Annotated in this window: 26 protein-coding genes; 18 read left to right on the plus strand and 8 right to left on the minus strand. The window is 66.0% G+C overall.

Going from position 1 to position 23,711, the window contains the following annotated elements; all coding sequences use genetic code 11:
- Window positions 1–36 precede the first annotated feature (36 nt).
- From fnr to ACSFA3_RS03500, 3 genes are all read left to right on the plus strand, one after another.
- Window positions 37–753 carry a fumarate/nitrate reduction transcriptional regulator Fnr gene (gene fnr / locus ACSFA3_RS03490; RefSeq protein WP_435503998.1) on the plus strand — a complete coding sequence of 239 codons (717 nt, stop codon included), beginning with the start codon at window positions 37–39 and terminating at the stop codon, window positions 751–753.
- Between the two features lie 61 nt (window positions 754–814).
- Complete coding sequence (locus tag ACSFA3_RS03495) at window positions 815–2,197, plus strand: NAD-dependent succinate-semialdehyde dehydrogenase (RefSeq protein ID WP_435503999.1); 1,383 nt, start codon at window positions 815–817, stop codon at window positions 2,195–2,197.
- A gap of 2 nt (window positions 2,198–2,199) precedes the next feature.
- Window positions 2,200–3,234, plus strand: coding sequence for a zinc-dependent alcohol dehydrogenase (locus ACSFA3_RS03500; RefSeq protein WP_435504000.1), 1,035 nt, complete (start codon window positions 2,200–2,202; stop codon window positions 3,232–3,234).
- Window positions 3,235–3,248: 14 nt separating this feature from the next.
- Here ACSFA3_RS03500 and ACSFA3_RS03505 read toward each other — a convergent pair whose 3' ends face one another.
- Window positions 3,249–3,572, minus strand: coding sequence for a YnfA family protein (locus ACSFA3_RS03505; RefSeq protein ID WP_435504001.1), 324 nt, complete (start codon window positions 3,570–3,572; stop codon window positions 3,249–3,251).
- Between the two features lie 128 nt (window positions 3,573–3,700).
- Between ACSFA3_RS03505 and ACSFA3_RS03510 the strand changes: the two genes are divergently transcribed.
- The 3 genes from ACSFA3_RS03510 (at window position 3,701) to ACSFA3_RS03520 (ending at window position 6,939) form a co-directional block, all read left to right on the plus strand.
- On the plus strand, window positions 3,701–4,813 hold the full coding sequence (locus ACSFA3_RS03510) for a catalase family protein (RefSeq protein WP_435504002.1): 1,113 nt from the start codon (window positions 3,701–3,703) through the stop codon (window positions 4,811–4,813).
- A 193-nt stretch (window positions 4,814–5,006) separates the two neighbouring features.
- Window positions 5,007–5,978 carry a ferritin-like domain-containing protein gene (locus ACSFA3_RS03515; protein WP_435504003.1) on the plus strand — a complete coding sequence of 324 codons (972 nt, stop codon included), beginning with the start codon at window positions 5,007–5,009 and terminating at the stop codon, window positions 5,976–5,978.
- Between the two features lie 94 nt (window positions 5,979–6,072).
- Entirely contained in the window at window positions 6,073–6,939 is an 867-nt protein-coding gene (locus ACSFA3_RS03520) for a ZIP family metal transporter (RefSeq protein ID WP_435504951.1), read from the plus strand.
- Window positions 6,940–7,090: 151 nt separating this feature from the next.
- Here ACSFA3_RS03520 and ACSFA3_RS03525 read toward each other — a convergent pair whose 3' ends face one another.
- Window positions 7,091–7,279 (minus strand): GNAT family protein, encoded by a 189-nt coding sequence (locus ACSFA3_RS03525; protein ID WP_435504004.1) that lies wholly within the window; start codon window positions 7,277–7,279, stop codon window positions 7,091–7,093.
- 125 nt (window positions 7,280–7,404) lie between these two features.
- Here ACSFA3_RS03525 and ACSFA3_RS03530 point away from each other — a divergent pair, with 125 nt between their 5' ends.
- The 3 genes from ACSFA3_RS03530 to ACSFA3_RS03540 all read left to right on the plus strand — a co-directional run bounded on the left by ACSFA3_RS03530 (window position 7,405) and on the right by ACSFA3_RS03540 (window position 9,399).
- Window positions 7,405–7,968: a DUF3455 domain-containing protein gene (locus tag ACSFA3_RS03530; RefSeq protein WP_435504005.1), complete on the plus strand. Its 564-nt coding sequence runs from the start codon at window positions 7,405–7,407 to the stop codon at window positions 7,966–7,968.
- A 97-nt stretch (window positions 7,969–8,065) separates the two neighbouring features.
- Window positions 8,066–8,638, plus strand: a complete 573-nt coding sequence (locus ACSFA3_RS03535) for a sigma-70 family RNA polymerase sigma factor (protein WP_435504006.1) — start codon at window positions 8,066–8,068, stop codon at window positions 8,636–8,638.
- Window positions 8,639–8,646: 8 nt separating this feature from the next.
- The gene (locus ACSFA3_RS03540) at window positions 8,647–9,399 is read left to right on the plus strand and encodes an anti-sigma factor (RefSeq protein WP_435504007.1); all 753 of its coding nucleotides are present in this window, start codon (window positions 8,647–8,649) and stop codon (window positions 9,397–9,399) included.
- On the opposite strand, the gene ACSFA3_RS03545 is transcribed toward ACSFA3_RS03540, so the two are convergent.
- Genes ACSFA3_RS03545 through ACSFA3_RS03560 form a run of 4 tightly spaced genes read right to left on the minus strand, consistent with a single transcriptional unit; the run spans window position 9,386 to window position 14,184 of the window.
- The gene (locus ACSFA3_RS03545; RefSeq protein ID WP_435504008.1) at window positions 9,386–10,966 is read right to left on the minus strand and encodes a malonate--CoA ligase; all 1,581 of its coding nucleotides are present in this window, start codon (window positions 10,964–10,966) and stop codon (window positions 9,386–9,388) included. The two genes, ACSFA3_RS03540 and ACSFA3_RS03545, sit on opposite strands and share 14 nt — an antisense overlap.
- Before the next feature lie 8 nt (window positions 10,967–10,974).
- Entirely contained in the window at window positions 10,975–11,973 is a 999-nt protein-coding gene (locus ACSFA3_RS03550) for a Bug family tripartite tricarboxylate transporter substrate binding protein (RefSeq protein WP_435504009.1), read from the minus strand.
- Between the two features lie 55 nt (window positions 11,974–12,028).
- Entirely contained in the window at window positions 12,029–13,519 is a 1,491-nt protein-coding gene (locus tag ACSFA3_RS03555; protein ID WP_435504010.1) for a malonyl-CoA decarboxylase, read from the minus strand.
- Complete coding sequence (locus ACSFA3_RS03560; RefSeq protein ID WP_435504011.1) at window positions 13,519–14,184, minus strand: GntR family transcriptional regulator; 666 nt, start codon at window positions 14,182–14,184, stop codon at window positions 13,519–13,521. The genes ACSFA3_RS03555 and ACSFA3_RS03560 overlap by 1 nt, the downstream gene beginning before the upstream one ends.
- Before the next feature lie 112 nt (window positions 14,185–14,296).
- Between ACSFA3_RS03560 and ACSFA3_RS03565 the strand changes: the two genes are divergently transcribed.
- The 8 genes from ACSFA3_RS03565 (at window position 14,297) to ACSFA3_RS03600 (ending at window position 21,863) form a co-directional block, all read left to right on the plus strand.
- Complete coding sequence (locus tag ACSFA3_RS03565; protein WP_435504012.1) at window positions 14,297–15,193, plus strand: LysR family transcriptional regulator; 897 nt, start codon at window positions 14,297–14,299, stop codon at window positions 15,191–15,193.
- Window positions 15,194–15,417: 224 nt separating this feature from the next.
- A complete protein-coding gene (locus tag ACSFA3_RS03570) occupies window positions 15,418–16,470 on the plus strand; it encodes a BMP family protein (RefSeq protein WP_435504013.1) in 1,053 nt (350 codons plus the stop codon).
- A gap of 5 nt (window positions 16,471–16,475) precedes the next feature.
- Window positions 16,476–18,017: an ABC transporter ATP-binding protein gene (locus tag ACSFA3_RS03575; RefSeq protein WP_435504014.1), complete on the plus strand. Its 1,542-nt coding sequence runs from the start codon at window positions 16,476–16,478 to the stop codon at window positions 18,015–18,017.
- On the plus strand, window positions 18,014–19,090 hold the full coding sequence (locus tag ACSFA3_RS03580; RefSeq protein ID WP_435504015.1) for an ABC transporter permease: 1,077 nt from the start codon (window positions 18,014–18,016) through the stop codon (window positions 19,088–19,090). The genes ACSFA3_RS03575 and ACSFA3_RS03580 overlap by 4 nt, the downstream gene beginning before the upstream one ends.
- Before the next feature lie 3 nt (window positions 19,091–19,093).
- Complete coding sequence (locus ACSFA3_RS03585) at window positions 19,094–20,020, plus strand: ABC transporter permease (protein WP_435504016.1); 927 nt, start codon at window positions 19,094–19,096, stop codon at window positions 20,018–20,020.
- A gap of 14 nt (window positions 20,021–20,034) precedes the next feature.
- Window positions 20,035–20,526 (plus strand): VOC family protein, encoded by a 492-nt coding sequence (locus ACSFA3_RS03590; protein ID WP_435504017.1) that lies wholly within the window; start codon window positions 20,035–20,037, stop codon window positions 20,524–20,526.
- Between the two features lie 10 nt (window positions 20,527–20,536).
- The gene (gene hpxZ, locus ACSFA3_RS03595; protein ID WP_435504018.1) at window positions 20,537–20,938 is read left to right on the plus strand and encodes an oxalurate catabolism protein HpxZ; all 402 of its coding nucleotides are present in this window, start codon (window positions 20,537–20,539) and stop codon (window positions 20,936–20,938) included.
- A 19-nt stretch (window positions 20,939–20,957) separates the two neighbouring features.
- Window positions 20,958–21,863: a pseudouridine synthase gene (locus ACSFA3_RS03600; RefSeq protein ID WP_435504019.1), complete on the plus strand. Its 906-nt coding sequence runs from the start codon at window positions 20,958–20,960 to the stop codon at window positions 21,861–21,863.
- 1 nt (window position 21,864) lies between these two features.
- Here ACSFA3_RS03600 and lgt read toward each other — a convergent pair whose 3' ends face one another.
- The gene (gene lgt, locus ACSFA3_RS03605; RefSeq protein ID WP_435504020.1) at window positions 21,865–22,692 is read right to left on the minus strand and encodes a prolipoprotein diacylglyceryl transferase; all 828 of its coding nucleotides are present in this window, start codon (window positions 22,690–22,692) and stop codon (window positions 21,865–21,867) included.
- A gap of 26 nt (window positions 22,693–22,718) precedes the next feature.
- Between lgt and ACSFA3_RS03610 the strand changes: the two genes are divergently transcribed.
- Window positions 22,719–22,991, plus strand: a complete 273-nt coding sequence (locus tag ACSFA3_RS03610; protein WP_435504021.1) for a hypothetical protein — start codon at window positions 22,719–22,721, stop codon at window positions 22,989–22,991.
- Here ACSFA3_RS03610 and ACSFA3_RS03615 read toward each other — a convergent pair whose 3' ends face one another.
- On the minus strand, window positions 22,992–23,702 hold the full coding sequence (locus ACSFA3_RS03615; RefSeq protein WP_435504022.1) for a cupin domain-containing protein: 711 nt from the start codon (window positions 23,700–23,702) through the stop codon (window positions 22,992–22,994). It abuts the gene before it with no gap.
- Window positions 23,703–23,711 lie beyond the last annotated feature (9 nt).

Raw genomic sequence — 23,711 nt, forward strand, 5'->3', positions numbered from 1 at the left:
GCATACGCGAACACAGCACCGAGTCCCCCGCCTGCCATGACCCCAGAAGCCATCAAAGTCGCCTGTTCCAGCTGCAACCTGCGCGAGCTCTGCATGCCGATCGGGCTTCAGCCGGCGGAACTGCAGCGTATCGACGACATCGTCGCGATCCGCCGGAAGGTGCAGCGGCGCGAAACGCTGTTCCATGCCGGCGAGCGCTTCACGTCGCTCTACGCGATCCGCACCGGAATCTTCAAGACCCGGGTGACGGCCGAGGACGGCCGCGACCAGGTGACCGGTTTCCAGATGGCGGGCGAGATCATCGGCCTGGACGGCATCGTCAACGACCGCCACACCTGCGACGCGGTTGCGCTGGAAGACTCCGAAGTCTGCGTGATGCCTTTCGACCGCATCGAGGAGCTCTCGCGCGAAATCACCGCCCTGCAACGCCATGTGCACAAGATCATGAGCCGCGAGATCGTGCGCGAACACGGCGTGATGCTGCTGCTGGGCGGCATGCGCGCCGAGGAGCGGCTGGCGGCGTTTCTGCTGAATCTGGTGCAGCGCCTGCATGCGCGCGGATTCTCTTCGTCGGAGCTGGTGCTGCGCATGACGCGCGAGGAAATCGGCAGCTATCTAGGACTGAAGCTGGAAACCGTGAGCCGGACGCTATCGAAGTTCGTCGAGGACGGGGTCGTCGAAGTGCAGCAGCGCCACATCCGCATCGTGTCGCAGGACGCGCTGAAGCGAATCGTGAATCTGCCGGTTTGCTGACCTGGGTCAACATCGCTCCGTGAGTGCGGACGTAACTTGGGGTTTTGTGTGAGGAAACCCAATGGCCTACGAAAGCATCAACCCCAACGACGGCAAGCTCATCGCGAGCTTCGAGCATTTCAGCAGCGCACGGCTAGAGACGGCGCTCGCCGCCGCCGACGCCTGTTTCCAGACCTGGAAGACCACCGCCTACGCCGAGCGCGCCGCGATCCTGAAGAAGGCCGCCGCGCTGCTCCGCACGGATGTCGACCGCTTCGCGAAGCTGGCGACGCTGGAGATGGGCAAGCGGATTTCGGAGGCGCGCGGCGAGGTGAGCTTCAGCGCGGACATCCTCGACTACTACGCCGACCATGCCGAATCGTTCCTGGCACCGGTGAAGCTGAACCCAAAAGCCGGTGAAGCGCACATGCAAAGCAGCCCGTTCGGGGTGCTGTTCTGCGTCGAGCCCTGGAACTTCCCCTTCTATCAGCTCGCGCGCGTCGCAGGTCCGCAGCTCATGGCGGGCAATGTGCTGGCGGTCAAGCACGCCGCTTGCGTGCCCCAGTGCGCGATCGCCTTCGAGAAACTGCTGCTCGACGCCGGCGCGCCCGCTGGCGCCTACACCAACCTGCTGATCTCGCACGCGCAAGCCGAGCAAGTAATCGACGATGCGCGCATCAAGGGCGTCGCCCTGACCGGCAGCGTCGCGGCCGGACGCAGCGTCGCCGCGCGTGCCGGGCGGAACCTGAAGAAGTCGTCGATGGAACTCGGCGGCAGCGACGCTTTCATCGTGCTCGAAGACGCCGATCTCGCGAAAACGATCCCGTGGGCCGTCTGGGGCCGCATGTACAACAGCGGACAGACCTGCTGCGCGGCCAAGCGGTTCATCGTCGTCGAGTCGATCGCCGACGCGTTCCTTGCGCAATTCACAGCGGCGCTTTCGAAGCTGAAGGCCGGCGACCCGATGGACGAAGCCACCACGCACGGCCCGCTTTCCAGCGAAGGCGCGCTGCTGCAGCTGATAGCGCAGGTCGACGGCGCTGTCGCCAACGGCGCGAAGCTGTTGATGGGCGGCAAGCGGATCGACCGTCCGGGCTCGTTCATGCAAACGACGATCCTGGCCGACATCGCACCCGAAAACCCGGCCTTCCGCGACGAGTTCTTCGGCCCGGTCGTCTCTTTCTTCCGCGTGAAGGACGAAGACGCCGCCGTCGCGCTGGCCAACGATTCCGACTTCGGCCTCGGCGGCTCGGTCTGGACGAAAGACGAGGCGCGCGGCAAGCGTGTGGCGAGCCGTGTCGACACCGGAATGATGTTCGTCAACAACATCGACTGGACCGATGCCGAACTGCCCTTCGGCGGCATCAAGGATTCCGGCTACGGAAGAGAACTCGGAAACATGGGCATCCAGGAGTTCGTGAACAAGAAGCTGGTTCGCACCGTCCATCTCGACGCGCCGGTCTGATCATGTCGCTCACCATGCAAGCCGCCGTCGTCGAAGCCTTCGGCCAACCGTTGAAACTCCGGCAAGTCGAAGTCCCCGTGCCCGGCCCGGGCCAGATCCTCGTGAAGACCGAGGCATGCGGCGTCTGCCACACCGATCTCCATGCCGCCGGCGGCGACTGGCCGCTGAAGCCCGGACTGCCGTTCATTCCGGGCCACGAAGGCATCGGCATCGTCGTAGCCTTGGGCGAAGGGGTCAGTGCCGTGAAGGAAGGCGACCGCGTGGGCGTGCCATGGCTCTACTCGGCCTGCGGCCACTGCGAGCATTGCCTTGCCGCCTGGGAAACGGTCTGCGCCGAGGCGCAATTCGGCGGCTACACCAGAAACGGCGGTTTCGCCGAATACATCCTCGCCGATCCGAACTACGTCGCGCACGTGCCGGCCGGCCTGTCGGCCGTCGAGGCGGCGCCGCTGATCTGCGCCGGCGTCACCAGCTACAAGGGCTTGAAGGAGACGAAAGCGACACCGGGTCAATGGGTCGTGATTTCCGGCATCGGCGGGCTGGGCCATCTCGCGGTGCAGTACGCCAAGGCGATGGGCCTGCACGTCTGCGCGGTCGACATCGACGACGGCAAACTGGCGCACGCCACGAAGCTGGGCGCCGATGCGGTCGTGAATGCCAGGGTCGGCGACCCGATCGAAGCCGTGAAGCTGGCGACCGGCGGCGGTGCGCATGGCGTGCTGATCACGGCGCCGTCGCTGGCCGCCTTCAAACAGGGCGTCGGCATGACGCGCAAGCGCGGCACCTGCGTGCTGGTCGGCCTGCCGCCGGGCGAATTCCCCACGCCGCTGTTCGACGTGGTGGCGAACTGCATCACCATCCGCGGCTCCTTCGTAGGCACACGGCAGGACATGGCGGAAGCACTGGGCTTCGCGGCCGAGGGCAAGGTCAGGGCCGATATCGAACTGCAGCCGCTGTCGGCCATCAACGATGTCTTCGCAAGACTGGCGCACGGCGAAGTGCCGTCGCGCGTGGTGATCGATTTCCGCCAGGAGTGACGCGCTGACGCGCTTCAGCCAATGCGCGGCTGGTAGATGATGATGCCCATGCCAGCCAGCGCCACCACGGTGCCGGCCACATCCCAGGGCGTCGGCCGGATGCCGTCGACGGCCCAGAGCCACAGGATCGCCACGCCGATATAAACGCCGCCGTACGCCGCATACACGCGACCGGCGGCGGCTTCGTGCAGGCTGAGCAGCCATGCGAAGAGCGCCAGGCACACGGCGGCGGGCAGCAGCAGCCACGCCGACCTGTCCTGCTTGAGCCAGAGCCAGGGCAAGTAACAACCGACGATTTCCGCCAATGCGGTCACGACGTAAAGCGCTATGGTCTTCATGGCGCAGATGGTAGTGACCCGATCAACTGTGCTGCGCTGTCCGACAGGTGGGGGCCGTGCTTCCTGACACGAACCGGATCCCGGACTCGAATACTCCGGTCGAATTACAACGACCAAAAGGATTGCCGATGTCCGACCTCACGCTCAGCACCACGGAGCCGTTGCTCTATCAGCCGGCCTACGAATCGCTGGAAGAAGACGAAGCCCAGACCACCCAGGAACTGGAAGAAACGCTGGTGAAGATCGCCTCGATCGTCCACAAGGACGAAGGTCATGCCTATCGCAGCGTCCATGCCAAAAGCCACGGCCTGCTGATGGCAGAGTTGCAGATTCCGGCCGGCCTGCCCCCGACGCTGGCCCAGGGCCTGTTCGCGAAGGCCGGCAACTACCCGGTGGTCATGCGCTTCTCCACATCGCCTGGCGACCTGCTGGACGATGCGATTTCCACGCCGCGCGGCCTGTCGATCAAGATTCTCGGCGTCGAAGGCGAGCGGGCAGCCGGCGCGGAGAGCGGCACCACGCAGGACTTTCTGATGGTCAACGGCCCGGTGTTCAGTGCGCCGACAGCCAAGGCATTCCTCCGGCCGCTGAAGCTGCTCGCGTCCACGACCGACAAGGCGCCGGGCCTGAAGAAAGTGCTGGCTGCCGCATTGCGCGGCCTGGAAACCATCGTCGAAAAGGCCGGTGGAGAAAGTGGCCTGCTGAAGACCATGGGCGGACACCCCGAAACCAACATCCTCGGCGAAACGTTCTTTACTCAGGTTCCGATGCTTTACGGCCCTTACATGGCAAAGCTGTCGATAGCGCCCGTGTCGCCCGAACTCACGGCGCTTACCGATGCACCTGTCGACCTGAGCGACCGTCCGAACGGCCTGCGCGAAGAAGTGCTGTCGCACTTTGCGCAGCAGGGCGGCGTATGGGAGATCCGTGTGCAACTCTGCACCGACATCGAGGCCATGCCCGTCGAGGATGCCTCGGTCGAATGGCCGCAGGACCTTAGCCCGTTCGTCACGGTCGGCCGCATCGTCGCGAAGCCGCAGGTTTCATGGAGCGAGGCACGTGCGCGTGCGGTCGACGACGGCATGTCTTTCGCACCATGGCACGCGCTTGCTGCCCATCGTCCGATCGGCTCCGTGATGCGCGTCCGCAAGACGGCTTACGAAGTGAGCGCACGTTTTCGCAACACGCAGAACGGCGTGACGCCCGAAGAGCCGACCGCATCGACCGTGCTACCGGACTGACCGCACGCAAGAACTTAGCGTCGGATACATCCGTTTACCGACTTTTCTGAATCTACAGGGCGGCAGGCGCCGTAGTCACCTCAGGCGACCGGAAGTCCGGCTGCCTGATCAGGTTCCGCAGCACGCCGTGTTGCGGCGGTCCACGTAATGCGGCGACAGCGACGGGAACGAAGCGCGCCGCGCAGGAGATGAAATGCTTGGAAATGCTGTAACCCTCGACATATTGCAGAAACAGACCGAGAAGCGGACTGAACGACGCAATTTCTTCCGCAAGAGCAGCGGCTACGCGGCCGGCATGGCGGGCGGCGCCATCCTGGCGGCCTGCGGCGGCGGAGGCAACAATGCCATCGGCCAGTCGACCACCGGTCCGACGGACGTGGACATCCTCAACTTCGCGCTCAATCTCGAGTACCTCGAGGCGCAGTTCTACCAATATGCAGTCTTCGGCGTCGGACTTCCGGAAAGCCAGCTCGGCGGTACCGGCACGCGCGGCACGGTCTTCGGCGGTCGGCAAGTGCCGTTCAAGGATCCAATCGTTGCGCAATATGCACGCGAGATCGCCAAGGACGAGGCAGACCACGTGCGTTTCCTGCGCGCCGCACTCGGCAGCGCGGCGGTTGCACAACCGACCATCGACGTCAGCGCCAGCGTCGGAAGTGCCTTCTCTTCTGCAGCCGTGGCCGCCGGCCTGATCACGGCCGGCCAGGCATTCGATCCGTATGCCAGCGATGAGGCTTTTCTTCTCGGCGCGTTCATCTTCGAAGATGTCGGCGTCACCGCATACAAGGGCGCCGCGCCGCTGATCACCAACAAGACATACCTCGAAGCTGCCGCCGGCATCCTTGCCGCAGAGGCCTATCACGCCGGCCTTGTGCGTACGGTTCTGTACTCGAAGGGGCTGCAGACCCCGTCGCTGCGTACAAGCGCCGATGCGATCTCCAATGCGCGCGATTCGCTGGATGCGTCGACCGATGTGGATCAGGGCATCACCGGCACTGCCGACACGTCGAACATCGTTCCGCTCGACGCGAACGGTATCGCCTACAGTCGCACGCCGGGTGACGTGCTGAATATCGTCTACCTCACGAAGGACGCAAGCATGCGCGGCGGTTTCTTCCCGAACGGCGTCAACGGCACACTGAACACCAGTTCGGCATTCGTCTGACGCGCTGACAGTCTTTACTCAGGAGTCGACCTTGGAAACAAACCCCGCAACGACCGATGCGACGCTGATCGCGGTTCCGGGGCCGGCTTCGATCATGAGTACCTGGCAGCTGCGCGTCGGTGCGGCTGTGGTCCTGACCGGCATCGCCATCGTCTGCTGGCAGACCGCTTCGCAGATCGCAGCTGGCGATGCGCGCATGAAAGGCGCGTTGCTCGGCGGACTTTTTGCGGCATTCGCGACGGCGCTTGGCACTGTGCCGGTGCTGCTTTCCCAACAATTCTCGCAGCGCACCTATGACACCATGCTGGGCTTCGGCGCCGGCGTCATGCTCGCTGCGACCTCTTTTTCTCTCGTGATTCCGGCGCTGGCCGCTGCCAAGGCCGGCGGTGCAGGCAGCTGGGGTGCGGGCGGCATCGTCGGCATGGGCATCCTGATCGGTGCCGCAGCCCTGCTTACCATCGACCGGCTCGTGCCGCACGAGCATTTCGTCAAGGGACTCGAAGGTCCCGCCGCGAAGGCGATGAAGCGCGTCTGGCTGTTCGTGCTTGCGATCTCGCTGCACAACCTTCCCGAAGGCCTGGCGATCGGGGTCGCCTACGCCGGCGCGGACCCGGTCGGCGCAACTGCGCTGGCAACCGGCATTTCGATCCAGGACGTGCCCGAAGGCATGGTTGTCGCGCTTGCGCTGCGCAGCGTCGGTTACGGCCGGGTGAAGTCGGCGGGGCTCGGCGTGCTGTCGGGCCTGGTCGAACCGCTGGCTGCCGTGTTCGGCGTGCTTGTCATAGGCATCTCGGCGAGTCTGCTGCCGTGGGGCCTGGCGCTGGCCGCAGGCGCCATGCTGTTCGTAATCAGTCACGAAATCATCCCGGAGTCGCATCGTCAAGGGCATGAGGCCTATGCGACGGGTGGGCTGATGCTTGGGTTCGTGGTGATGATGTTGCTGGACACGGCGCTGGGCTGAAGCGATTTGCGCATCAGCGCGTTGTGCAGTGTTACGCCGCGCCGAACAGGCCTCCGGCGTTCGACAATGTGAAAGCCGTAGTATGCGAAGAACGGCTCTGCGGTCTGGCCGACATCTGCTGAAAAACTTCCAACAGACAGATAGTCGTAGCCTACGGGCACATCGGCAATGATCGAATGGTGCGCATGCGCTCGGCCCAGGCTGACATGTCCATATCTTCTGGCGCCCATGCGGCCACCTGCTCCTGCGTGTAGTCGCGGGAAGCGACCCGATGAACTGCGCTGAAGAAGACACGGAAGAGCGAAGCCTCTTCGCCTTCAACGAACCGACGGATTTCCATGAAGTCTCTTTCAAAATAAATCTGCGCCTGCCTGCATCCAGAAGCCATTCGGCCGGGTAGTACCTCATAGCAGTCAACGCTGCTGGCTTTTCTACCAACCGTCCGATCCCATTCAGGAGCTTCTCATGCATCGCAACGCTTTCCGCACCGTCGCAGTTTCGGCCGTCGCCGCTTCAGCCGCCCTCCTCGTCGCCTGCGGCAACATGGGCATGTCCGCCCCGATGTTTTCGCAGGCCAGCCTGCCGCCGACCATTCAGGTACCGGCAGGCAACAAGGTCGCGATGGAAACCGTCGGCGCCGGCGACATCACCTACGAATGCCGCGACAAGGCGAACATGCCCGGCCAGACCGAATGGGTGTTCGTCGGCCCGAACGCCACCCTCAGCGATCGCAGCGGCAAGCTGGTCGGCAAGTATTACGGCCCGCCAGCCACCTGGGAATCGAACGACGGCTCCAAGCTGACCGCCACGCAGGTCGCCGTCGCACCATCGGGCGCGACCAGCCTCCCCTACCAGCTCGTCAAGGCCAACCCGGCCATGGGCACTGGCGCGATGACCGGCGTGACCTACATCCAGCGCGTCGCGCTGACTGGCGGCGTCGCACCGATGACGCCTTGCACGCCCATGACGAAGGGTCAGAAGACGACCGTCAAGTATCAGGCCGACTACATCTTCTACAAGGCGTCCTGAGCGCCATCAAGGCACGACGGATACAGGGCAGTCACCGAGGCGGCACCAGAGAGCGCTCGACTAACATCGACGCTCCCCCACCTCCAGTGACCGCCCCTTGTCGCCCCCTCAAGCCTCCGAAGATTTCGACTATGAAGCCGCGCTCTTCGCCTGCGCCCAGGGAGATCGGCAGGCACTCGCGCGGATCTACCAGCGCGAGAGCCGCTACCTCCTCGGCGTTGCGCTGCGCATCGTTCGCCAGCGCCAATATGCCGAGGACGTGCTCCACGACGCCTTCGTCAGCATCTGGCAGCGCGCCATGACCTTCGACGCCACGCGCGGTGCCGCCCGCGGATGGATCTACAGCGTGGTCCGCCATGCGGCGCTCAACTGGGTCCGCAGCAATTCGCGCGACGTGCATGTCGACGAAGAAGCCACGGCGGCGCTTCAGGACGACATGGCGCTCGCCGCACATGCCGAAACCACCGATGCCGGCGAAGTCCGTGTCTCGCTCGGACGGCTCGATACCTGTCTCGAACAACTGGAAAACGGTCGGCGCGAATGCATCGTGCTGGCCTACGTCGACGGCTGCTCTCACGGCGAGATCGCCACGCGCACCGGCAATCCGCTTGGCACCGTCAAGGCCTGGATCCAGCGCGGCATGCGGTCGCTGCGGGAATGCATGGCATGACCGATTCGATGAATCCTCGTCCCGACGACGACATCCAGGCGCTGGCCGGCGAGTATGTGCTTGGCACGCTGTCGTCTGTCGAGCGTGCGGATGTCGAGCAACGGCTGCCCGGCGATGCGGCCTTGCGCTCCGCAGTCGATGCGTGGGAAGTCAGGCTGCATCCGCTCGTAGCGCTTGTGCCGCCGGCCGACCCTTCCCAGGCGCTGTGGCCACGCATCGCAAGAAGCGTCGAGCCGATGTCGAATATGCACGTCGCAGCGGCGCCCAAGCAGGCGGCCAGATCGGAGCTGCGCACCGGCTGGTGGAACAGCCTGCAGCTGTGGCGTGGTCTCGCAGGCTCCGGTTTCGCTGCCGCAGCCGTGATGGCCGCCGTACTGGTGACCCGCTCGTTCGCGCCGGCCGCGCCGCAATACATGGTGGTGCTGGTCGCTCCGGCGGACAAGGCGCCCGGCTGGGTCGTCCAGACCGGCGCACGACCCGCGGGCGGCGGTGCGCAGCAGCTCAGCCTGATACCGCTCGGCAACCAGCCGGTGCCCGAAGGCAGGTCGCTGCAGTTCTGGACCAAGGCCAACGCATGGCGCGGGCCGGTGTCGCTTGGCCTGGTGACGCCAGGTCGCTCGATCCGAGTGCCGATCGAGCAGTTGCCACCGCTCGAAGCCGATCAGCTGTTCGAGCTGACACTGGAGCCGGCCGCCGGCTCGCCGATCGACCGGCCGACCGGGCCGATCCAGTTCATCGGCCGCGCGGTCAAGGTGCTGTAGCTGCCGCTGGCGTGAACAGCGCCTTGTGTTCGTCGCGCAGCAGCGCCTTCTGTACCTTGCCCATCGTGTTGCGCGGCAACTCGCCGACGACGAAGCAGCGCTTCGGAATCTTGAAATTCGCGAGCTGCGCCTTGAGGCCGGCCAGCACTGCATCCGCATCCACTGTCGACCCGGCCCGCGCGGTCACGATCGCCACGCCGACCTCGCCGAAATCCGGATGCGGCACGCCGATGACGGCGCTTTCCGCCACGCCAGGCATCTCGTTGATCGCACCTTCGATCTCGGCCGGGTAGACGTTGTAGCCGCCGCTGATGATCAGGTCCTTGCTGCGGCCGACGATGGTGACATAGCCCAAGCCGTCGATCTTGCCGACGTCGCCGGTCTTGAAGAAACCGTCGGCGGTGAACTCCTCGCGGGTTTTTTCCGGCATGCGCCAGTAGCCGGAGAAGACGTTCGGGCCGGCGACCTCGATGTTGCCGATCTCGTCGGTCAGGCAATCGCGCGACTCGGCTGCCGGATCTGTTGCTTCGTCGGCATTCGGCGCCGAACGAACCCGCAGGTTCACGCCGGGCAGCGGAAAACCGACCGTCGCGCCGCGCCGCTCGCCCTGCACTGCGTGGTACGGGTTCGACGTCAGCATCGCCGTTTCGCTCATGCCGTAGCGCTCGAGGATGGTGTGGCCGGTGCGCGACTTCCAGTCGTTGAAGGTCTCGATCAGCATCGGCGCCGAGCCGGAAATGAAGAGGCGCATATTGCGGCAGGCCGCCTCCGTGAGCCCCGGCTCGGCGAGCATGCGCACGTAGAGCGTCGGCACACCCATGAAGACCGTCGCGTCCGGCAGCCGTCCGACCACGCGCTTCGGGTCGAACCTGTTCATCCAGATCATCTTGCTGCCGCTGATGAGCGCGCCATGGATGGCGACGAACAGGCCGTGCACGTGAAAGATCGGCAACGCGTGGATCAATACGTCGCCGTCCGTCCAGCCCCAGTAATCCTTCAGCACCGCGGCATTCGAATGCAGGTTGGCATGCGACAGCATCGCGCCCTTGCTGCGCCCGGTCGTGCCGCTGGTGTAGAGGATGGCAGCCAGGTCGTCGGCGGCTTTGTGCGCCACGGCGTGCGAATCGCTGCACTGCGCCGCGGCTTCGAGCAGCGTCCCGCTGCGGTCGTCGTCGAGCGTGAAGATGTGGCGGGTGCCGGCGGCTTGCGCGATGGGCGCGACCCAATCGGCATTCGCGCTGCTGCAGACCACGACGGCCGGCTCGGCGTTGCCGATGAAATAGGCGATCTCGCCGCCGCGATAGGCGGTGTTGAGCGGCAGGAAGACATAGCCAGCGCGCAGCGTCGCCAGGTAGAGCATCATCGCCTCGACCGACTTCTCGACCTGCACCGCGATACGCGCGCCGGGTTCGAGTTCGAGTGCGTCGAGCAGGTTGGCGATCCTGGCACTCGCATGGTCGAGATCGCGCCACGAATAGAGAAGACCGTCGTCGGTTTCGACCGCGACGGCGTCGAGATCGGCAGGGAATGCAGCGCGAAGCGCGGCGAAAAGATTGGCGTTGATCATTTGTGTGGTTACTCCAGCTTGGCGCCCGACGCCTTGACGACGGCTGCCCAGCGCTTGATTTCCGCATTCACGAAGCCGCCGAAAGCGGCCATCGTGACATTCGGGATTTCCGATCCGTTGTTGGTCCAGATCGCCCTGAGGTCGTCGGCGGCCAGCGCCTTCTTCATGTCCTCGACGATCTTCCCCTGCACATCGGCGGGCGTGCCCCGCGGCGTCCAGAGGCCGTACCAGGTGGTGACGGTGTAGTCGGGCAGACCGACCTCGCTGGCGCAGGGCACGTCGGGGAATGCCGGGTTGCGTTTGCCGCCGGCCACCATCAGCGCCTTGATGCGTCCGGCCTTGATGTGCTGTGCGGAAGAACCGAGCCCGTCGAACATCACGTCGACGTTGCCGGCGATCAGGTCCTGCAGCGCCGGGCCTGCACCGCGGTACGGAATGTGGGTGATGAAGGTGCCCGTCTGCAGCTTGAACAGCTCGCCCGCCAGATGGTGCGATGTGCCGGCGCCGGCCGAGGCGTAGTTGAGCTTGCCGGGATTGCGCTTTGCCTGCGCGACGAATTCCTGCAGCGTCGTGGCAGTCACGCGCTTCGGATTGATGACGACCACCTGAGGCACGTTGGCCAAGAGCATCAGCGGAACGAAGTCACGCTCCAGGTCGTAGTCCAGCTTCGGGTAAATCGACGGCGCGATGGCATGGTGCACAGCACCCATGAACACGGTGTAGCCGTCCGGCGCCGCCTTGGCGGCAATGGTCGCGCCGACGGTGCCGCCCGCACCGCCGCGGTTGTCGATCACCAGCGTCTGGCCAGCGGCACGCGTGAAATGCGCGGACAGCGGCCGCGCGAAGGCGTCGGTGCCGCCGCCGGCCGGGAACGGCACGACCATCGTCACCAGACGCGTCGGCCAGCCTGCGGCGGTCTGTGCCAGCGTCGCGCGGCCGAACGTCGCGGTCGCAGCGCCTGCAGCGGCCCATCGAAGCCAGTCGCGTCTTTGAAAGTCCTGAATCATCTTGTCGTCTCCTGTCGAGTCGTCTCGTTATTTGAAATTTCCGCACACTCTCGTTTCAGCTCTGGCTCTTCGCCGCTCCCTTCAGAAAGAGTCCGTCGACGCTGCGCGACACCGACACCCTGCCGTCGGCAAGCAACGCACGGTGCTTGTCGAGCCGCTTCAGGTCGTAGAGGTAATTGACCATCAGCCCGAACGCCTGCTTCATGCCCTTCGACGACGGATCGCCGGCCCAATTGAGCCGCTCCACGCGGGCGCCGTTGCCCAGGTGGAAGCGCGCCACCGGATCGACCGGCTTGCCATCCGCCGACGCCCGGCCGAGGTACTCGGCGGCGCATTGCATCAGCATCTGGCGGACCGGCGATTTCGCGTCGAGCGCCAGCGCATCGTCCGCCGCGGCCATCAACCGCTCGGGCGTCGGCGGCAGCGAGCCGAGCGCACGGCCAAGTTCGGCAGCGCGCTTGTCGTCGAGCCGCGCAAGCATGTCGCCCGCATGCCTGGACAGCCATCCGCGAAAACCCGGCACCGGCGACAGGGTCGCAAATACCTTGAGCTTCGGAAACTCGGCCTGCAATGTCTCGACCACGCGCTTGATCAGCGAATCGCCGAAGCTCACGCCGCGCAGGCCGACCTGCGTATTGCTGATCGAATAGAAGATCGCCGTCGTCGCCTTGTCGGCCGACACCGGCGCGGCGGCCTCGTCGAGCAGAGGCACGATGCCGTCGCTGATCCGGTCGACCAGCGCCACCTCGACGAAGATCAGCGGAACGCCGGGCAGGCGCGGATGGAAGAAGCCGTAGCAGCGGCGATCGCTGTCGAGCCGGTTCTTCACGTCGGCCCAGCTCTTGATGTCGTGCACCGCCTCGAACTCGATCAGCTTTTCGATCAGCGACGCCGGCGAGTCCCAGCTGATGCGGCGCAGATCGAGAAAGGCGACATCGAACCAGGTCGAGAACAGATGCTCCAGCTCGGAATCCAGTGGAACCAGCCGGCGGTCGCCCTTGACGTGCGGCAGCACTTCCGCCCGCAGATCGACCAGGAAACGCATGCCCTCCGGGTCGATCGTGAAGCGCTGCAGCAGGCGCGCGCGCGGCGACGACAGCGCGCGCCGCAGATTGACTTCGGCCTGTCCTTCGTCAGCGGTACCGACGGCCGCCTCATGCCGGGCGCGGGCGCTTCCGAGCTTTCTCGGGTCCGGTGCGAAGCGCTCGCTGATGAGCAGCCACACGTCGCGGCGCTCTGCCGACTCGAGACCGGCATACCACTTCATGACCTCGCAGGCACGACGACCGGCCTCGACCTCGCTCACGCGGGCATCGACCACCGCCAGCAGATCGGCGAGCGCGCGGCGCAGCGTGCGCGGTGCCATCGCCTCGTCGTGACGGCGCAGCGTGACGTCGAGCCGCTCGGACAGGGAACGCGGCGGCGTGACGGGTTTCTTTTCCTTGGGGACAGAAGGCGCAAGCGCCGACGCGGCTTCGTCGGGCGGCGCCGCAGCGCCGGGGCGCAGTCGGGACACGTTGCGGGCGATCCAGGTGGAAGCATTCATCAGGCGAGCCTCGATTTCGGTTGGGCCGCCACGGCGCGAAGGGCTTCGCGCTGGCGGTGCAGATGGGTTCGCATCGCGGCTTCCGCCCCGTCGCTGTCGTGTGCCTTGATCGCGGCGAACACCGCGAGATGCTCGGCGAGGCTCTGCGCCATGCGACCGGGCACGGTGAGCTGCTGAAGCCTGGCGAGCTTCAGTATCTTGCGCAGATCGCCAATCACCAGCGCCAGCCAGCGGTTGTCGGCCAGCGTGATGACTGCCTCGTGGATGGTGAAATTGGTTGCGTAGTAGTCGCCGATGCGCTTGGCGCGCGCGTGTTTGCCGAGCTTGTCGTGCAGCACCTCTAGCGCGGCGATGTCCGCATCGTTCGCGTTGCGTGCCGCTTCCCATGCGCAACGGCCTTCGAGCAGCGCGATGACCGGGAAGATCTCGTCGAGGTCGCGCTCGGTCACCTCGGCCACGAAGCAGCCGCGACGCGGCTCGTGGCGCAGAAGCCCTTCGGCGGTCAGCACCTTGAGTGCTTCGCGCAGCGGCGTGCGCGATATGGCGAGACGGGTGCACAGGGCCGCTTCGTCGAGAAAGCTGCCCGGCGTGAGCGTGCCCGAGAAGATTTCCTCGCGCAGCAGACCGGCCACCTCCTGGTGCAGGGAATCGGGTACGAGACGCATGGCGCTTCCGTTCGAACCGTAATTTTCGGTAATTACCGATAATTATGAGCAGGCAGCCTGTGCCGTGCAACCCGGTTTACCCATACGGGCATCGCTATTGCAGTGGATCGGCATGCAACACCTGAGATATCTCAAGTACGTCGACGCCGTCGCGCGCTGCGGCTCGATCCGCAGCGCAGCCGAGACGCTGCACGTCGCCGCCTCGGCCGTCAACCGCCGCATCAAGGAGCTCGAGCGCGAACTCGACACGCCGATCTTCGAGCGCCTGCCCAGCGGCGTACGACTGACCGCCGCGGGCGAGTTGTTCGTCGGTTATGCGAGACGGCGCGCGGCCGATCTCGATCATGTGCGCTCGGAGATCGAGTCGCTGCGCGGATTGCGGCGCGGCGAGGTGTCGATCGCCGCTAGCCAGGCGCTGGCACCGGCCTTCCTGCCGCGCGCGATGGTCGGATTCCAGGCCGGCCATCCGGGTGTGAGCTTTGCCGTGAAGGTGCTCGACCGCGAGCGCGCGGTGCAGGCGCTGGTGGATTTCGAGGTGGATCTGGCGCTGGTCTTCAATCCGCCGCCGGTGCGCGGCATGCGCATCCTCGCGCAGGCCCGCCAGCGCACCTGCGCGGTGGTGGCGGCCGACCATCCGCTGGCCGGACGCGACAGCGTCCGCCTGAAGGACTGCCTCGAATACCCGGTGGCGCTGCCCGACGGCACGCTGTCCGGACGCGGCGTGATCGACGATCTTCTGGAGCATTCGTCGGAACAGCCGGTCGCGTCGCTGGTCTGCAACTCGTTCGAGATGATGCGCAGTTTCGCGCGCGAATCCGGCGGCGTGAGCTTCCAGATCGCGCTCGGCACGGCTGGCGACCCGAGGCTGCGCGCGATACCGATCGACGAACGCAGCCTGCCGCCCAGCCGTCTGGTGCTGATGGCGCTGCGCGACCGGGTGTTGTCGGTGGCGTCGGCAGGATTCGCCGATCATCTGGTCGGCGAACTTTCGGCGATGCACCAAGCGTGACTGCTCGACGTTCACCTTTGGGGCGTGGCGCAGGCGGATGCACCGCTTCGGATATCGGCTGGAGGCGATGCCGATCCGGCACCGGGGCGTAGCGAAATCTTGCAAAAGTGGCTGCACATGCGATGTCCGCAGCGAACCGCTCGCAGAAGAAGGCGACGCTTGCAGCCGCCGGTGCGCTGGCCTGGATGTTGCGCTCTGCCCGGCACCCATCCACGGAGCTTTCGATGTCATCCACTGTCGCCGCACACGCCTCCCGCGCCACCCGCGCAAGCCGTTTCTTCACCCGTACCGCCGCCGCCATCCTGGTCGGCGCGGCCTGCATCGGCTTCGCGCAGATCGCATCGGCCGAAGACAAGGTCGCGCTGGTTCTGCCCGGATCGATCAACGACCAGAGCTGGAACGCGAGCGGCTACGCGGCGATCACCAAGATGAAGGCTGCCGGCGTCGAAACCGCGTTCTCCGAGAACGTGCAACCCGCGGATCACATCGAGACGATGAAGGATTACGCGCGCCGCGGCTTCAGCCCGGTGATCGGTCATTCGGGCCGCTTCCTGTCGGCCGCGCAGCGCGTCGGCCCGGAATTCGAGAAGACGACATTCATCGTCGGCTCGGGCGGTGCGGGCGCCGGCAAGAACGTGACCTCGGTCGACTACGACAACGCGCAGGTCGGCTACCTGATGGGCGTGCTGGCCGCGCGCATGTCCAAGACAGGCAAGATCGGTTCGGTCAACGGTCTCGAAGGCCTGCCCAACGTGGTGCAGCAGGTCGGCGGATTCCGCCAGGGCGTTAAGAGCGTGAAGCCGACCGCCGAGGTGCGCGTCATCTACATCAAGGACATGGAAGACGCCGCGATGGCCAAGGAAGCCGCGCTCGCGCTGATCGCGGGCGGCGCCGATTTCGTCTTCGGCAAGCTGAACGCGGCGCAGGGCGGGATCATCCAGGCCGCGAAGGAAAAGAACGTCTACACCAGCGGGCGCTCGTTCGCCAACGTCGAGGCGGCGCCGCAGAACGTGCTGACCGCGATCGTCGAGAAGTGGGACGACATGTACGTCGCGGCAGCTGGCGAAGCCCGCTCCGGCACGCTGAAGCCGATGCTGATCACCTATGGCTACGAGGCGAAGAACCCGGGCGCCGAACTGATGTACAGCAGGACCGCCGCCTACGGCCCGGCTGTGCCCAAGGAAGTCATCGCCGAGATCGACGGCCTGAAGAAGCAGTTCGCCAGTGGTGCGCTGAAGGTCAACGTCGTCAAAGAAGACGCGCGCGGCGGTCTGTGAGGCTCGTGGAGAATCAGCGGCGCGCGCTGCTGGAGATGCGCGGCATCTCCAAGTCGTACGGCACGGTGCGTGCCAATCGCGGCATCGACCTGACGGTGATGTCCGCGCAGATCGTCGGCCTGCTCGGCGAGAACGGATCGGGAAAGAGCACGCTGATGAAGGTGCTGTTCGGCATGGTGCGTCCCGACAAGGGCGGCATCGTCTACGACGGACGCGAGCTTGCGACAGGCAGCCCGAAAGCCGCGCTACAGGCCGGCATCGCGATGATCCACCAGCACTTCACGCTGGTCGAGGCGATGACGGTGGCAGAGAACCTGATGCTCGGATGGGCCGAAGGCGCCGGCTGGTGGCTCGATCGGCGCGGCATCGCCGCGAAGGTGCGCGATGCGGCCGCGCGCTACGGGCTGGAGATCGATCCCGACGCGCGGGTCGAGCAGCTTGCGCTCGGCGAAAAGCAGCGCGTCGAGATTCTCAAGGCGATCCTGCGCGGCGCCAATCTTCTGATCCTCGACGAACCGACTTCCATTCTTTCGCCGCCGGAAATCGCACAGTTGCTCGAGTTCCTGCGACGCTTCCGGGCCGAAGGTCATTCGGTGGTATTCATCACCCACAAGCTTGGCGAAGTGCTCGCCGTGGCCGATCAGGTCGTGGTACTGCGAGACGGCCAGGTCGCCGGTAGCGCGCCGACGGCCGGAGCGACGCGCGAATCCCTGGCGCGGCTGATGGTCGGCCGGGACGCGAAAGCCGCCAGGGCCGTTTCATCGCCGGTCGCCACGAAGCCTGGCAGGATCCGATTGAAGGTCGAGGGGCTGGCGGCACGCGATGCAAGCGGCGTTGCGCGCCTCAGGAATGCCAGCTTCGAGTTGCGCGCCGGCGAGATCCTCGCATTGGCCGGCATCGACGGCAACGGCCAGGGGGAACTGGCCGACGTACTGGCCGGCATGCAGCAGCCAGTGCGCGGGCGAATCATCCTCGACAACTACGACATCACCTACGGCGACGTGGTCCAGCGCCTCGGCGTGGGCATCGCCTACATACCGGCGGACCGCGCGGGCACGAGCCTGGTGCAGGGCATGTCGATCGAGGAGAACCTGATGCTGCGCGACATGGGCCAGCCGCCCTACTCCAGCTTCGGCCACATCCATCGCGGCGCGGCGCGCGCGCTGTGCCTGGACCGCCGACGCGACTTCGACATCCGCGCGACCTCGCTGGACGCGCCGGCGCGCACGCTCTCCGGCGGCAACCAGCAGAAGGTGGCGCTGGCGCGCGAGCTCGGCCGCAAGCCCGAAGTCGTGATCGCCTTTCAGCCGACGTGGGGGCTGGACCCCGGCGCGACGCAGTTCGTGATCGACAGCCTGCGCCGCTTGCGCGATCAGGGTGCCGCCGTGCTCTACATATCGTCGGAACTCGAGGAAGTGCTGGCCGTGGGCGACCGCGTGGGCGTGCTTTCGGACGGCTGCATCGTCGGTGTGGTTCCACGAGCCGAGGCCGACGTGGAGCGCATCGGGCTGGCGATGGCCGGCGTGCTGCAGGAGATGTCGGCATGAGCGCGCCGATGACCGCATCGACCGCAAACCGGCGCTTTCCGGATCTGCTCGGTGCTGCGAGACAGGCGGGAGCGCTGTGGCGCGCTGCGGTCTCGGTGGGCATGGCGCTGCTGCTGACCGCGATCCTGATCCTGCTGGCCGGCAAGAATCCGTTCACGGCCTACTACTACCTGCTGATGGGTGCTTTCGGCGGCTGGGACCGCATCGTGGTCGGGCTGAACAAGACCACGCCCTACCTGCTGTGCGCGGTCGGCATCGCGCTGTGCTTTCGGGGCAAGGTGATCAACATCGGCGCCGAAGGCCAGCTCGCCATCGGGGGCGCGGCTGCATCGGCGGTCGCACTGTTCGCTGCCGGGCTGCCGATGTGGGTGCTGCTGCCGCTGGCGCTGGCGGCGGGCGCGGCCGGTGGCGCGGCATGGGCGGGTGTCGCGGCGACCATCCGCGTGACGCGCGGCGTGCATGAGGTGCTGGTGACGTTGCTGCTCAACTTCGTCGCGCTGCTGCTGGTTTCCGAATTGCTGCACGGGGAGATGGGCGAAGAAGGCGCCGGATTTCCGCAGTCGCCGCTGTTCGATGCGGCCGCATGGCTGCCCAAGCTGGTTCCCGGCACCGACCTGCACTTCGGCATCGCCATCGCGGTGGCCGCGGCGCTCGGCGCGAACTATCTGCTGTGGCGCACCACGCTCGGATTCGGCTGGCGCGTCGTCGGCGCCAGCCTGCCTGCCGCGCGTTACGCGGGCATGTCGCATGGCCGCACTGTCTTCGGGCTGATGGGCACCGCAGGCGCGCTGGCCGGACTGGCCGGCGCGATCGAATGCCTGGGCGTGCACTACCGCCTGATAGAAGGCTTCTCGGCCGGCTTCGGATTCAATGCGGTGGCCATCGCGCTGATGGGCGCGCTGAACCCGCTCTATGTGCTGCCGTCGGCGCTGTTCTTCGGCTTCCTGGAAACCGGCGCGCTGGCGATGCAGCGGCAGGTCGGCGTGCCCTCCTCGCTGGTGCTGGTCATCCAGGGCCTCACGATGATCTTCGTGCTGTGCGGTATCGGCCGGTCCGGCAAGGAAAAGACCTGAATCATGGAACCCGCCGTTCTTCTGGATTTCCTCGCAGCCAGCCTGCGCATTGCGACGCCGCTGATCTTCGCCGCGCTCGGCGGCATCCTCTGCGAGCGCAGCGGCACCTTCGCGGTCGGGCTCGAAGGCCAGATGCTGGCAGGCGCCTTTCTCGGCGTGATGGCGACGCATGCCACGTCCAATGCCGGATTCGGGCTGGCAGCCAGCGCGCTGGCCGGGATGGCGATGGCGCTGGTCGTGGCCGTCGCCACCACGCGCTTCCACACCGAGCACATGGTCACCGGCATCGCCTCGAACATCCTGGCGCTCGGGCTCACCAGCTTCCTGGTCCGCATGACGACCGGTCGCGACGGCGGCACCGCCGTCCGGGTGCCGTTGCTGGACGTGTGGGCGATTCCGTGGCTGTCGGACCTGCCGTGGGTCGGACCGCTGCTCTTCAGGCAGCCGCCGCTCACCTATCTCGCCTTCGTTCTGATCGCGCCGCTGTCGCTCTTCCTGTTCCGCAGCCGCGCCGGCCTGACGCTGCGCGCCGTGGGCGAAAACCCCCTGGCTGCATTTGCGGCGGGCGCCGATCCGATCCGGGTGCGCATGGCGGCGATCCTCTGCAGCGGCGCGCTGGCCGGGCTGGGCGGCGCGGTGCTGTCTATGCAGCAGGTCGGCACTTTCACGGACGGCATGACCAGCGGGCGCGGCTATCTGGCGCTGGCAGCGATCATCGTCGGCCGCTGGATGCCGAGAGGCAGCGTGCTGGCCTGCCTGCTGTTCGGCGCGGCCGAGGCGCTTTCGCTGCGGGTCCAGGCATTCAGCCTGCCCGTGTCTTCGTACGTGATACAGATGACGCCGTATCTCGCGGCGCTGCTCATACTGGCGGGCCTGGGTCGCGGCGCGCGCATGCCGGCCGCCGTCGGACAGGCATTCCGCCAACCCTGAGCTCGAGGAGCACCATGACAGTCGCCATCACCCACGGCCTCTTCCATCTCGCGATCAAGACGGCGAACCTGGAAGCCACACGCGCTTTCTGGACCCGCGTCATTGGCCTGCGCGAGATAGCGCGGCCCGATTTCGGCTACCCCGGCGCCTGGCTCGCCTGCGGTCAGCCGGGCGGACAGGCCATCATCCATGTGTACGCCGGCGGTCCGGCGCTGGGCGGCGCAGGCGAAGTGCCGACCGGCACCGGCGCCATCGACCACGTCTCGCTCGCCTGCTCCGGCTACGCTGCATACATCGAACGATTTCGCTCAGCCGGACTCGACTGGCGCGAGTTCCTGGTGCCTGGCACGACGCTGTGGCAGCTCTTCGTCTACGACCCGAGCGGCGTACAGCTCGAACTCACGTTCGAAGGCGCGGTCGAGTCGCTTGCATCGCCCCACATTTCTCCCGACATGTCGCCCGAACGCCGTTACCGCGCCGGCAGCAGCTTCTTCGACGCTTCCTGAAAGTCCTCCCATGTCCGCCACCGCCTCCTTAGCTCCCGCCATCAACCTGCCCGCCGTCATGGCCGAGGTCGAAGCCGTTTTCGCAGATTACGAACGCGCGCTGGTAACCAACGACGTCGCCACACTCGACCTTCTGTTCTGGGTGTCGCCGCACACGCTGCGCTACGGCGCCGGCGAGAACCTCTACGGCTACGACGCCATCCAGGCATTCCGACAAGGGCGCCCGAGCGCCAACCTGGCGCGCGAGATCTCGGCGAAGTCCATCACCACCTTCGGCGAGGACTTCGCGGTTGCGAATGTCGAGTTCCGCCGCGAAGGCAGCGAGCGCATCGGTCGCCAGAGCCAGACCTGGGTGCGCATGCCCGAAGGCTGGCGCGTCGTGTCCGCACACGTGAGCCTCATGCTGGCCTGAACGGTACATTCCGGGAATCTTGAAGTCCCCAGCCCCGCACACCCCGCTTCCGACCCGCCTCGGTGTCGGCCCCAGCACCGTCGGCCTCCCCGCAGGCGAATGGCCGACGATGCTCGACTTCCTGCTGGCGCGTTTTCCCGGTGTGACGCAGGCGACCTGGCTGGGCCGCATGCAGGCCGGCGACGTCGTCGACGAGCAGGGTCGGCCCGTCAGCGCGAGCCAGCCTTACGTGGCGCATCAGCGTCTCTATTACTACCGCGAGATCGAGGACGAACCGCGCATTCCGTTCGAAGAGTGCGTGCTGTTCAGGGACGCGCATCTGCTGGTCGTCGACAAGCCGCATTTCCTGCCGGTGACGCCCACCGGCAAATACCTGCAGGAAAGCCTGCTGGTGCGGCTGAAGCGCAAGCTGGGCATCGACACGCTGGCGCCGATCCATCGCATCGATCGCGGCACGGCGGGGCTGGTGCTGTTCTGTGTCGATCCGGCGGGTCGGGCCGCGTATCAGAAGCTGTTCGCGGATCGCGGCGTGCACAAGCAGTACGAGGCGATCGTGCATTGGCACGCCGGCATGGTCCTGCCGGCAGTGCGGCATAGCCGGCTGGTGCCCGATGCGTCGTTTCTGCGCACGGCCGAGGTGCCGGGTGAGCCGAACTCGACCACGCACTTCGAGCTGCTGGAACGCATCGGCGAAGACCGGGCCCGCCTGCGTCTGTCGCCGGTGACCGGCCGCAAGCATCAGTTGCGCGTGCATTGCAACGAGCTCGGCATGCCGATGGTCAACGACCCGATCTATCCGGTGCTGCTGCCGGCCGGCGAAGACGACTACGCGCGACCGCTGAAATTGCTGGCGCAGCAGCTGGAGTTCATCGACCCGGTGACAGGTGCGCAGCGCGAGTTCCGCAGCACGCTGACGCTCGACTAGATCAGCCGCGCGCTGCCACCACCGAGTGCCTGGCTGGCGCGCTCGCGTAGAGCCACAGCCCGAACGCGATCATCGGCACGCACAGCCACTGACCCATGCTCATGTTGAGCGCCAGCAGGCCGAGGAAATCGTCCGGCTCGCGGAAGTACTCGGCAATGAAACGCATCGCGCCGTAGCCGATCAGGAACACGGCAGACACCCGGCGCTCCAGCCGCTCCTTGCGCGCGTAGAGCCAGAGAATGACGAAAAGCAGCAAGCCTTCGAGCAGGAACTGATAGACCTGCGACGGATGGCGCGGCAGCATCGTCCCGCTCTGCGGAAACACCATGCCCCACGGCAGATCGGGGCTTGCAATACGACCCCAGAGTTCGCCGTTGATGAAGTTGCCTACACGTCCGGCAGCGAGCCCGGTCGGCACGCAGGGCGCGACAAAATCCATCGTCTGCCAGAACGGCCGTTTGCGCGACCGGGCGAACCAGACCATCGCCGCGATCACGCCGAGCAGTCCGCCATGAAAGCTCATGCCGCCCTGCCAGACGTACAGGATCTCGATCGGGTTCGAGAGATAGAAGCCGGGTTTGTAGAACAGGCAATAACCCAACCGCCCGCCGACGATCACGCCCATCACGCCGAGAAAAAGGATGTCCTCGACGTCCTTGCGCGTCCAGGCGCCGGGTCCGATGATCGAACGGAACGGTTCATGCCGCAGCCGCCGCGTGCCGAGAAAGAAAAAGAGAGCGAAAGCCGCGAGATAGGTCAGGCCGTACCAGTGAATGGCGAGCGGACCGATCTGCAGGGCGATCGGATTGATCTGGGGGTACATGAGCATGCGGAGATTGTGCCCGGGCGGTGTGGGTGGCTACGACGACACCGCGTGCGATGCTCTTGCTTTCACAAGGGCGCAAGAACGTGGCAATTTCAATCCAACTTCCCGAGGTCATCGCGGCTAGGCTCGCCACCCTTGCCGTACGCATTGGTTGCAGCAGCAATGAACTTGCCAGCGAAGCCGTCGTTGCCAAAATCGATGGCCTGGAGAGCCTTTATTTGACTCAAAGCCACTCGGCAGGATTTGGAGACGAATACAGCATCACAGGATCCGCCCACAAGCAGAAGGGGTTCGACGGCTGATCAAGCCGGCCGAAAAATCACATACACCTTCTTCACATGCGTCTCGCTCAACCACGAGCAATGCGCGCCCTGCTCCACCAGGAAGACATCCCCTTTGGAAAACGTACCGCTGCGGCCCACGCCGTCGACGAAGGTCACTGCGCCTTCCAGCAGCAGCATCAGTTCGCAATGCCGGTACGGCATCGTGACGCGCTCGTAGGGCGTCGAGTCCCAGGTGCCGATCATGTATTCGCCGCTGGCCGAGCGGAAGTCGGTGAAATTGCGGCAGGCGGGCGTGGGTCCGACAAGCAGGTCGGCCAGCGGCGGCGATGAAGGTTCCAGCGCGGCGGACGTGTCGATGGGCACGGGCCGGCCACCACCGGCCGGACCGAGGCCGCAGCCCATCACCAGCGCGACGGTGCCGGCGTCAGCCGCCCAGTCGAAACGCTGGCCGCGCGGCACGACGATCGAACCGTCGATGCCCACCTGATCGTCGTTGATCGTCAATCCGCCCGCGAGCACCAGCACGAACTCGTCGTCCGCCAGCGCTTCCACGCTGCCGCTGCCGCCATCGAGATGCAGCGCGTCGATGGTGACGCCGACGGCCGGCGTGTTGAGCCATTGGCGTGACGCCTGGAAGCGGTCGCCCGACGGCAGCGGCGACGGTGCGGAAGACGTGGCGGCGAGCGCGCGCAGGTCGACGAAGGAGGGAATGTGTGCGGTGGTGGTCATGGAATGTTG

The organism is Variovorax glucosi (genome assembly GCF_051216695.1).
Lineage (GTDB): Bacteria > Pseudomonadota > Gammaproteobacteria > Burkholderiales > Burkholderiaceae_C > Variovorax.

Excerpts from the sequence above, each read along its gene's own strand:
- fnr (WP_435503998.1), top strand. The coding sequence starts at position 37 with ATGACCCCAGAAGCCATCAAAGTCGCCTGTTCCAGCTGCAACCTGCGC.
- ACSFA3_RS03495 (WP_435503999.1), top strand. The coding sequence starts at position 815 with ATGGCCTACGAAAGCATCAACCCCAACGACGGCAAGCTCATCGCGAGC.
- ACSFA3_RS03500 (WP_435504000.1), top strand. The coding sequence starts at position 2,200 with ATGTCGCTCACCATGCAAGCCGCCGTCGTCGAAGCCTTCGGCCAACCG.
- ACSFA3_RS03505 (WP_435504001.1), bottom strand. The coding sequence starts at position 3,572 with ATGAAGACCATAGCGCTTTACGTCGTGACCGCATTGGCGGAAATCGTC.
- ACSFA3_RS03510 (WP_435504002.1), top strand. The coding sequence starts at position 3,701 with ATGTCCGACCTCACGCTCAGCACCACGGAGCCGTTGCTCTATCAGCCG.
- ACSFA3_RS03515 (WP_435504003.1), top strand. The coding sequence starts at position 5,007 with ATGCTTGGAAATGCTGTAACCCTCGACATATTGCAGAAACAGACCGAG.
- ACSFA3_RS03520 (WP_435504951.1), top strand. The coding sequence starts at position 6,073 with ATGAGTACCTGGCAGCTGCGCGTCGGTGCGGCTGTGGTCCTGACCGGC.
- ACSFA3_RS03525 (WP_435504004.1), bottom strand. The coding sequence starts at position 7,279 with ATGGAAATCCGTCGGTTCGTTGAAGGCGAAGAGGCTTCGCTCTTCCGT.
- ACSFA3_RS03530 (WP_435504005.1), top strand. The coding sequence starts at position 7,405 with ATGCATCGCAACGCTTTCCGCACCGTCGCAGTTTCGGCCGTCGCCGCT.
- ACSFA3_RS03540 (WP_435504007.1), top strand. The coding sequence starts at position 8,647 with ATGAATCCTCGTCCCGACGACGACATCCAGGCGCTGGCCGGCGAGTAT.
- ACSFA3_RS03545 (WP_435504008.1), bottom strand. The coding sequence starts at position 10,966 with ATGATCAACGCCAATCTTTTCGCCGCGCTTCGCGCTGCATTCCCTGCC.
- ACSFA3_RS03550 (WP_435504009.1), bottom strand. The coding sequence starts at position 11,973 with ATGATTCAGGACTTTCAAAGACGCGACTGGCTTCGATGGGCCGCTGCA.
- ACSFA3_RS03555 (WP_435504010.1), bottom strand. The coding sequence starts at position 13,519 with ATGAATGCTTCCACCTGGATCGCCCGCAACGTGTCCCGACTGCGCCCC.
- ACSFA3_RS03560 (WP_435504011.1), bottom strand. The coding sequence starts at position 14,184 with ATGCGTCTCGTACCCGATTCCCTGCACCAGGAGGTGGCCGGTCTGCTG.
- ACSFA3_RS03565 (WP_435504012.1), top strand. The coding sequence starts at position 14,297 with ATGCAACACCTGAGATATCTCAAGTACGTCGACGCCGTCGCGCGCTGC.
- ACSFA3_RS03570 (WP_435504013.1), top strand. The coding sequence starts at position 15,418 with ATGTCATCCACTGTCGCCGCACACGCCTCCCGCGCCACCCGCGCAAGC.
- ACSFA3_RS03580 (WP_435504015.1), top strand. The coding sequence starts at position 18,014 with ATGAGCGCGCCGATGACCGCATCGACCGCAAACCGGCGCTTTCCGGAT.
- ACSFA3_RS03585 (WP_435504016.1), top strand. The coding sequence starts at position 19,094 with ATGGAACCCGCCGTTCTTCTGGATTTCCTCGCAGCCAGCCTGCGCATT.
- ACSFA3_RS03590 (WP_435504017.1), top strand. The coding sequence starts at position 20,035 with ATGACAGTCGCCATCACCCACGGCCTCTTCCATCTCGCGATCAAGACG.
- hpxZ (WP_435504018.1), top strand. The coding sequence starts at position 20,537 with ATGTCCGCCACCGCCTCCTTAGCTCCCGCCATCAACCTGCCCGCCGTC.
- lgt (WP_435504020.1), bottom strand. The coding sequence starts at position 22,692 with ATGCTCATGTACCCCCAGATCAATCCGATCGCCCTGCAGATCGGTCCG.
- ACSFA3_RS03615 (WP_435504022.1), bottom strand. The coding sequence starts at position 23,702 with ATGACCACCACCGCACACATTCCCTCCTTCGTCGACCTGCGCGCGCTC.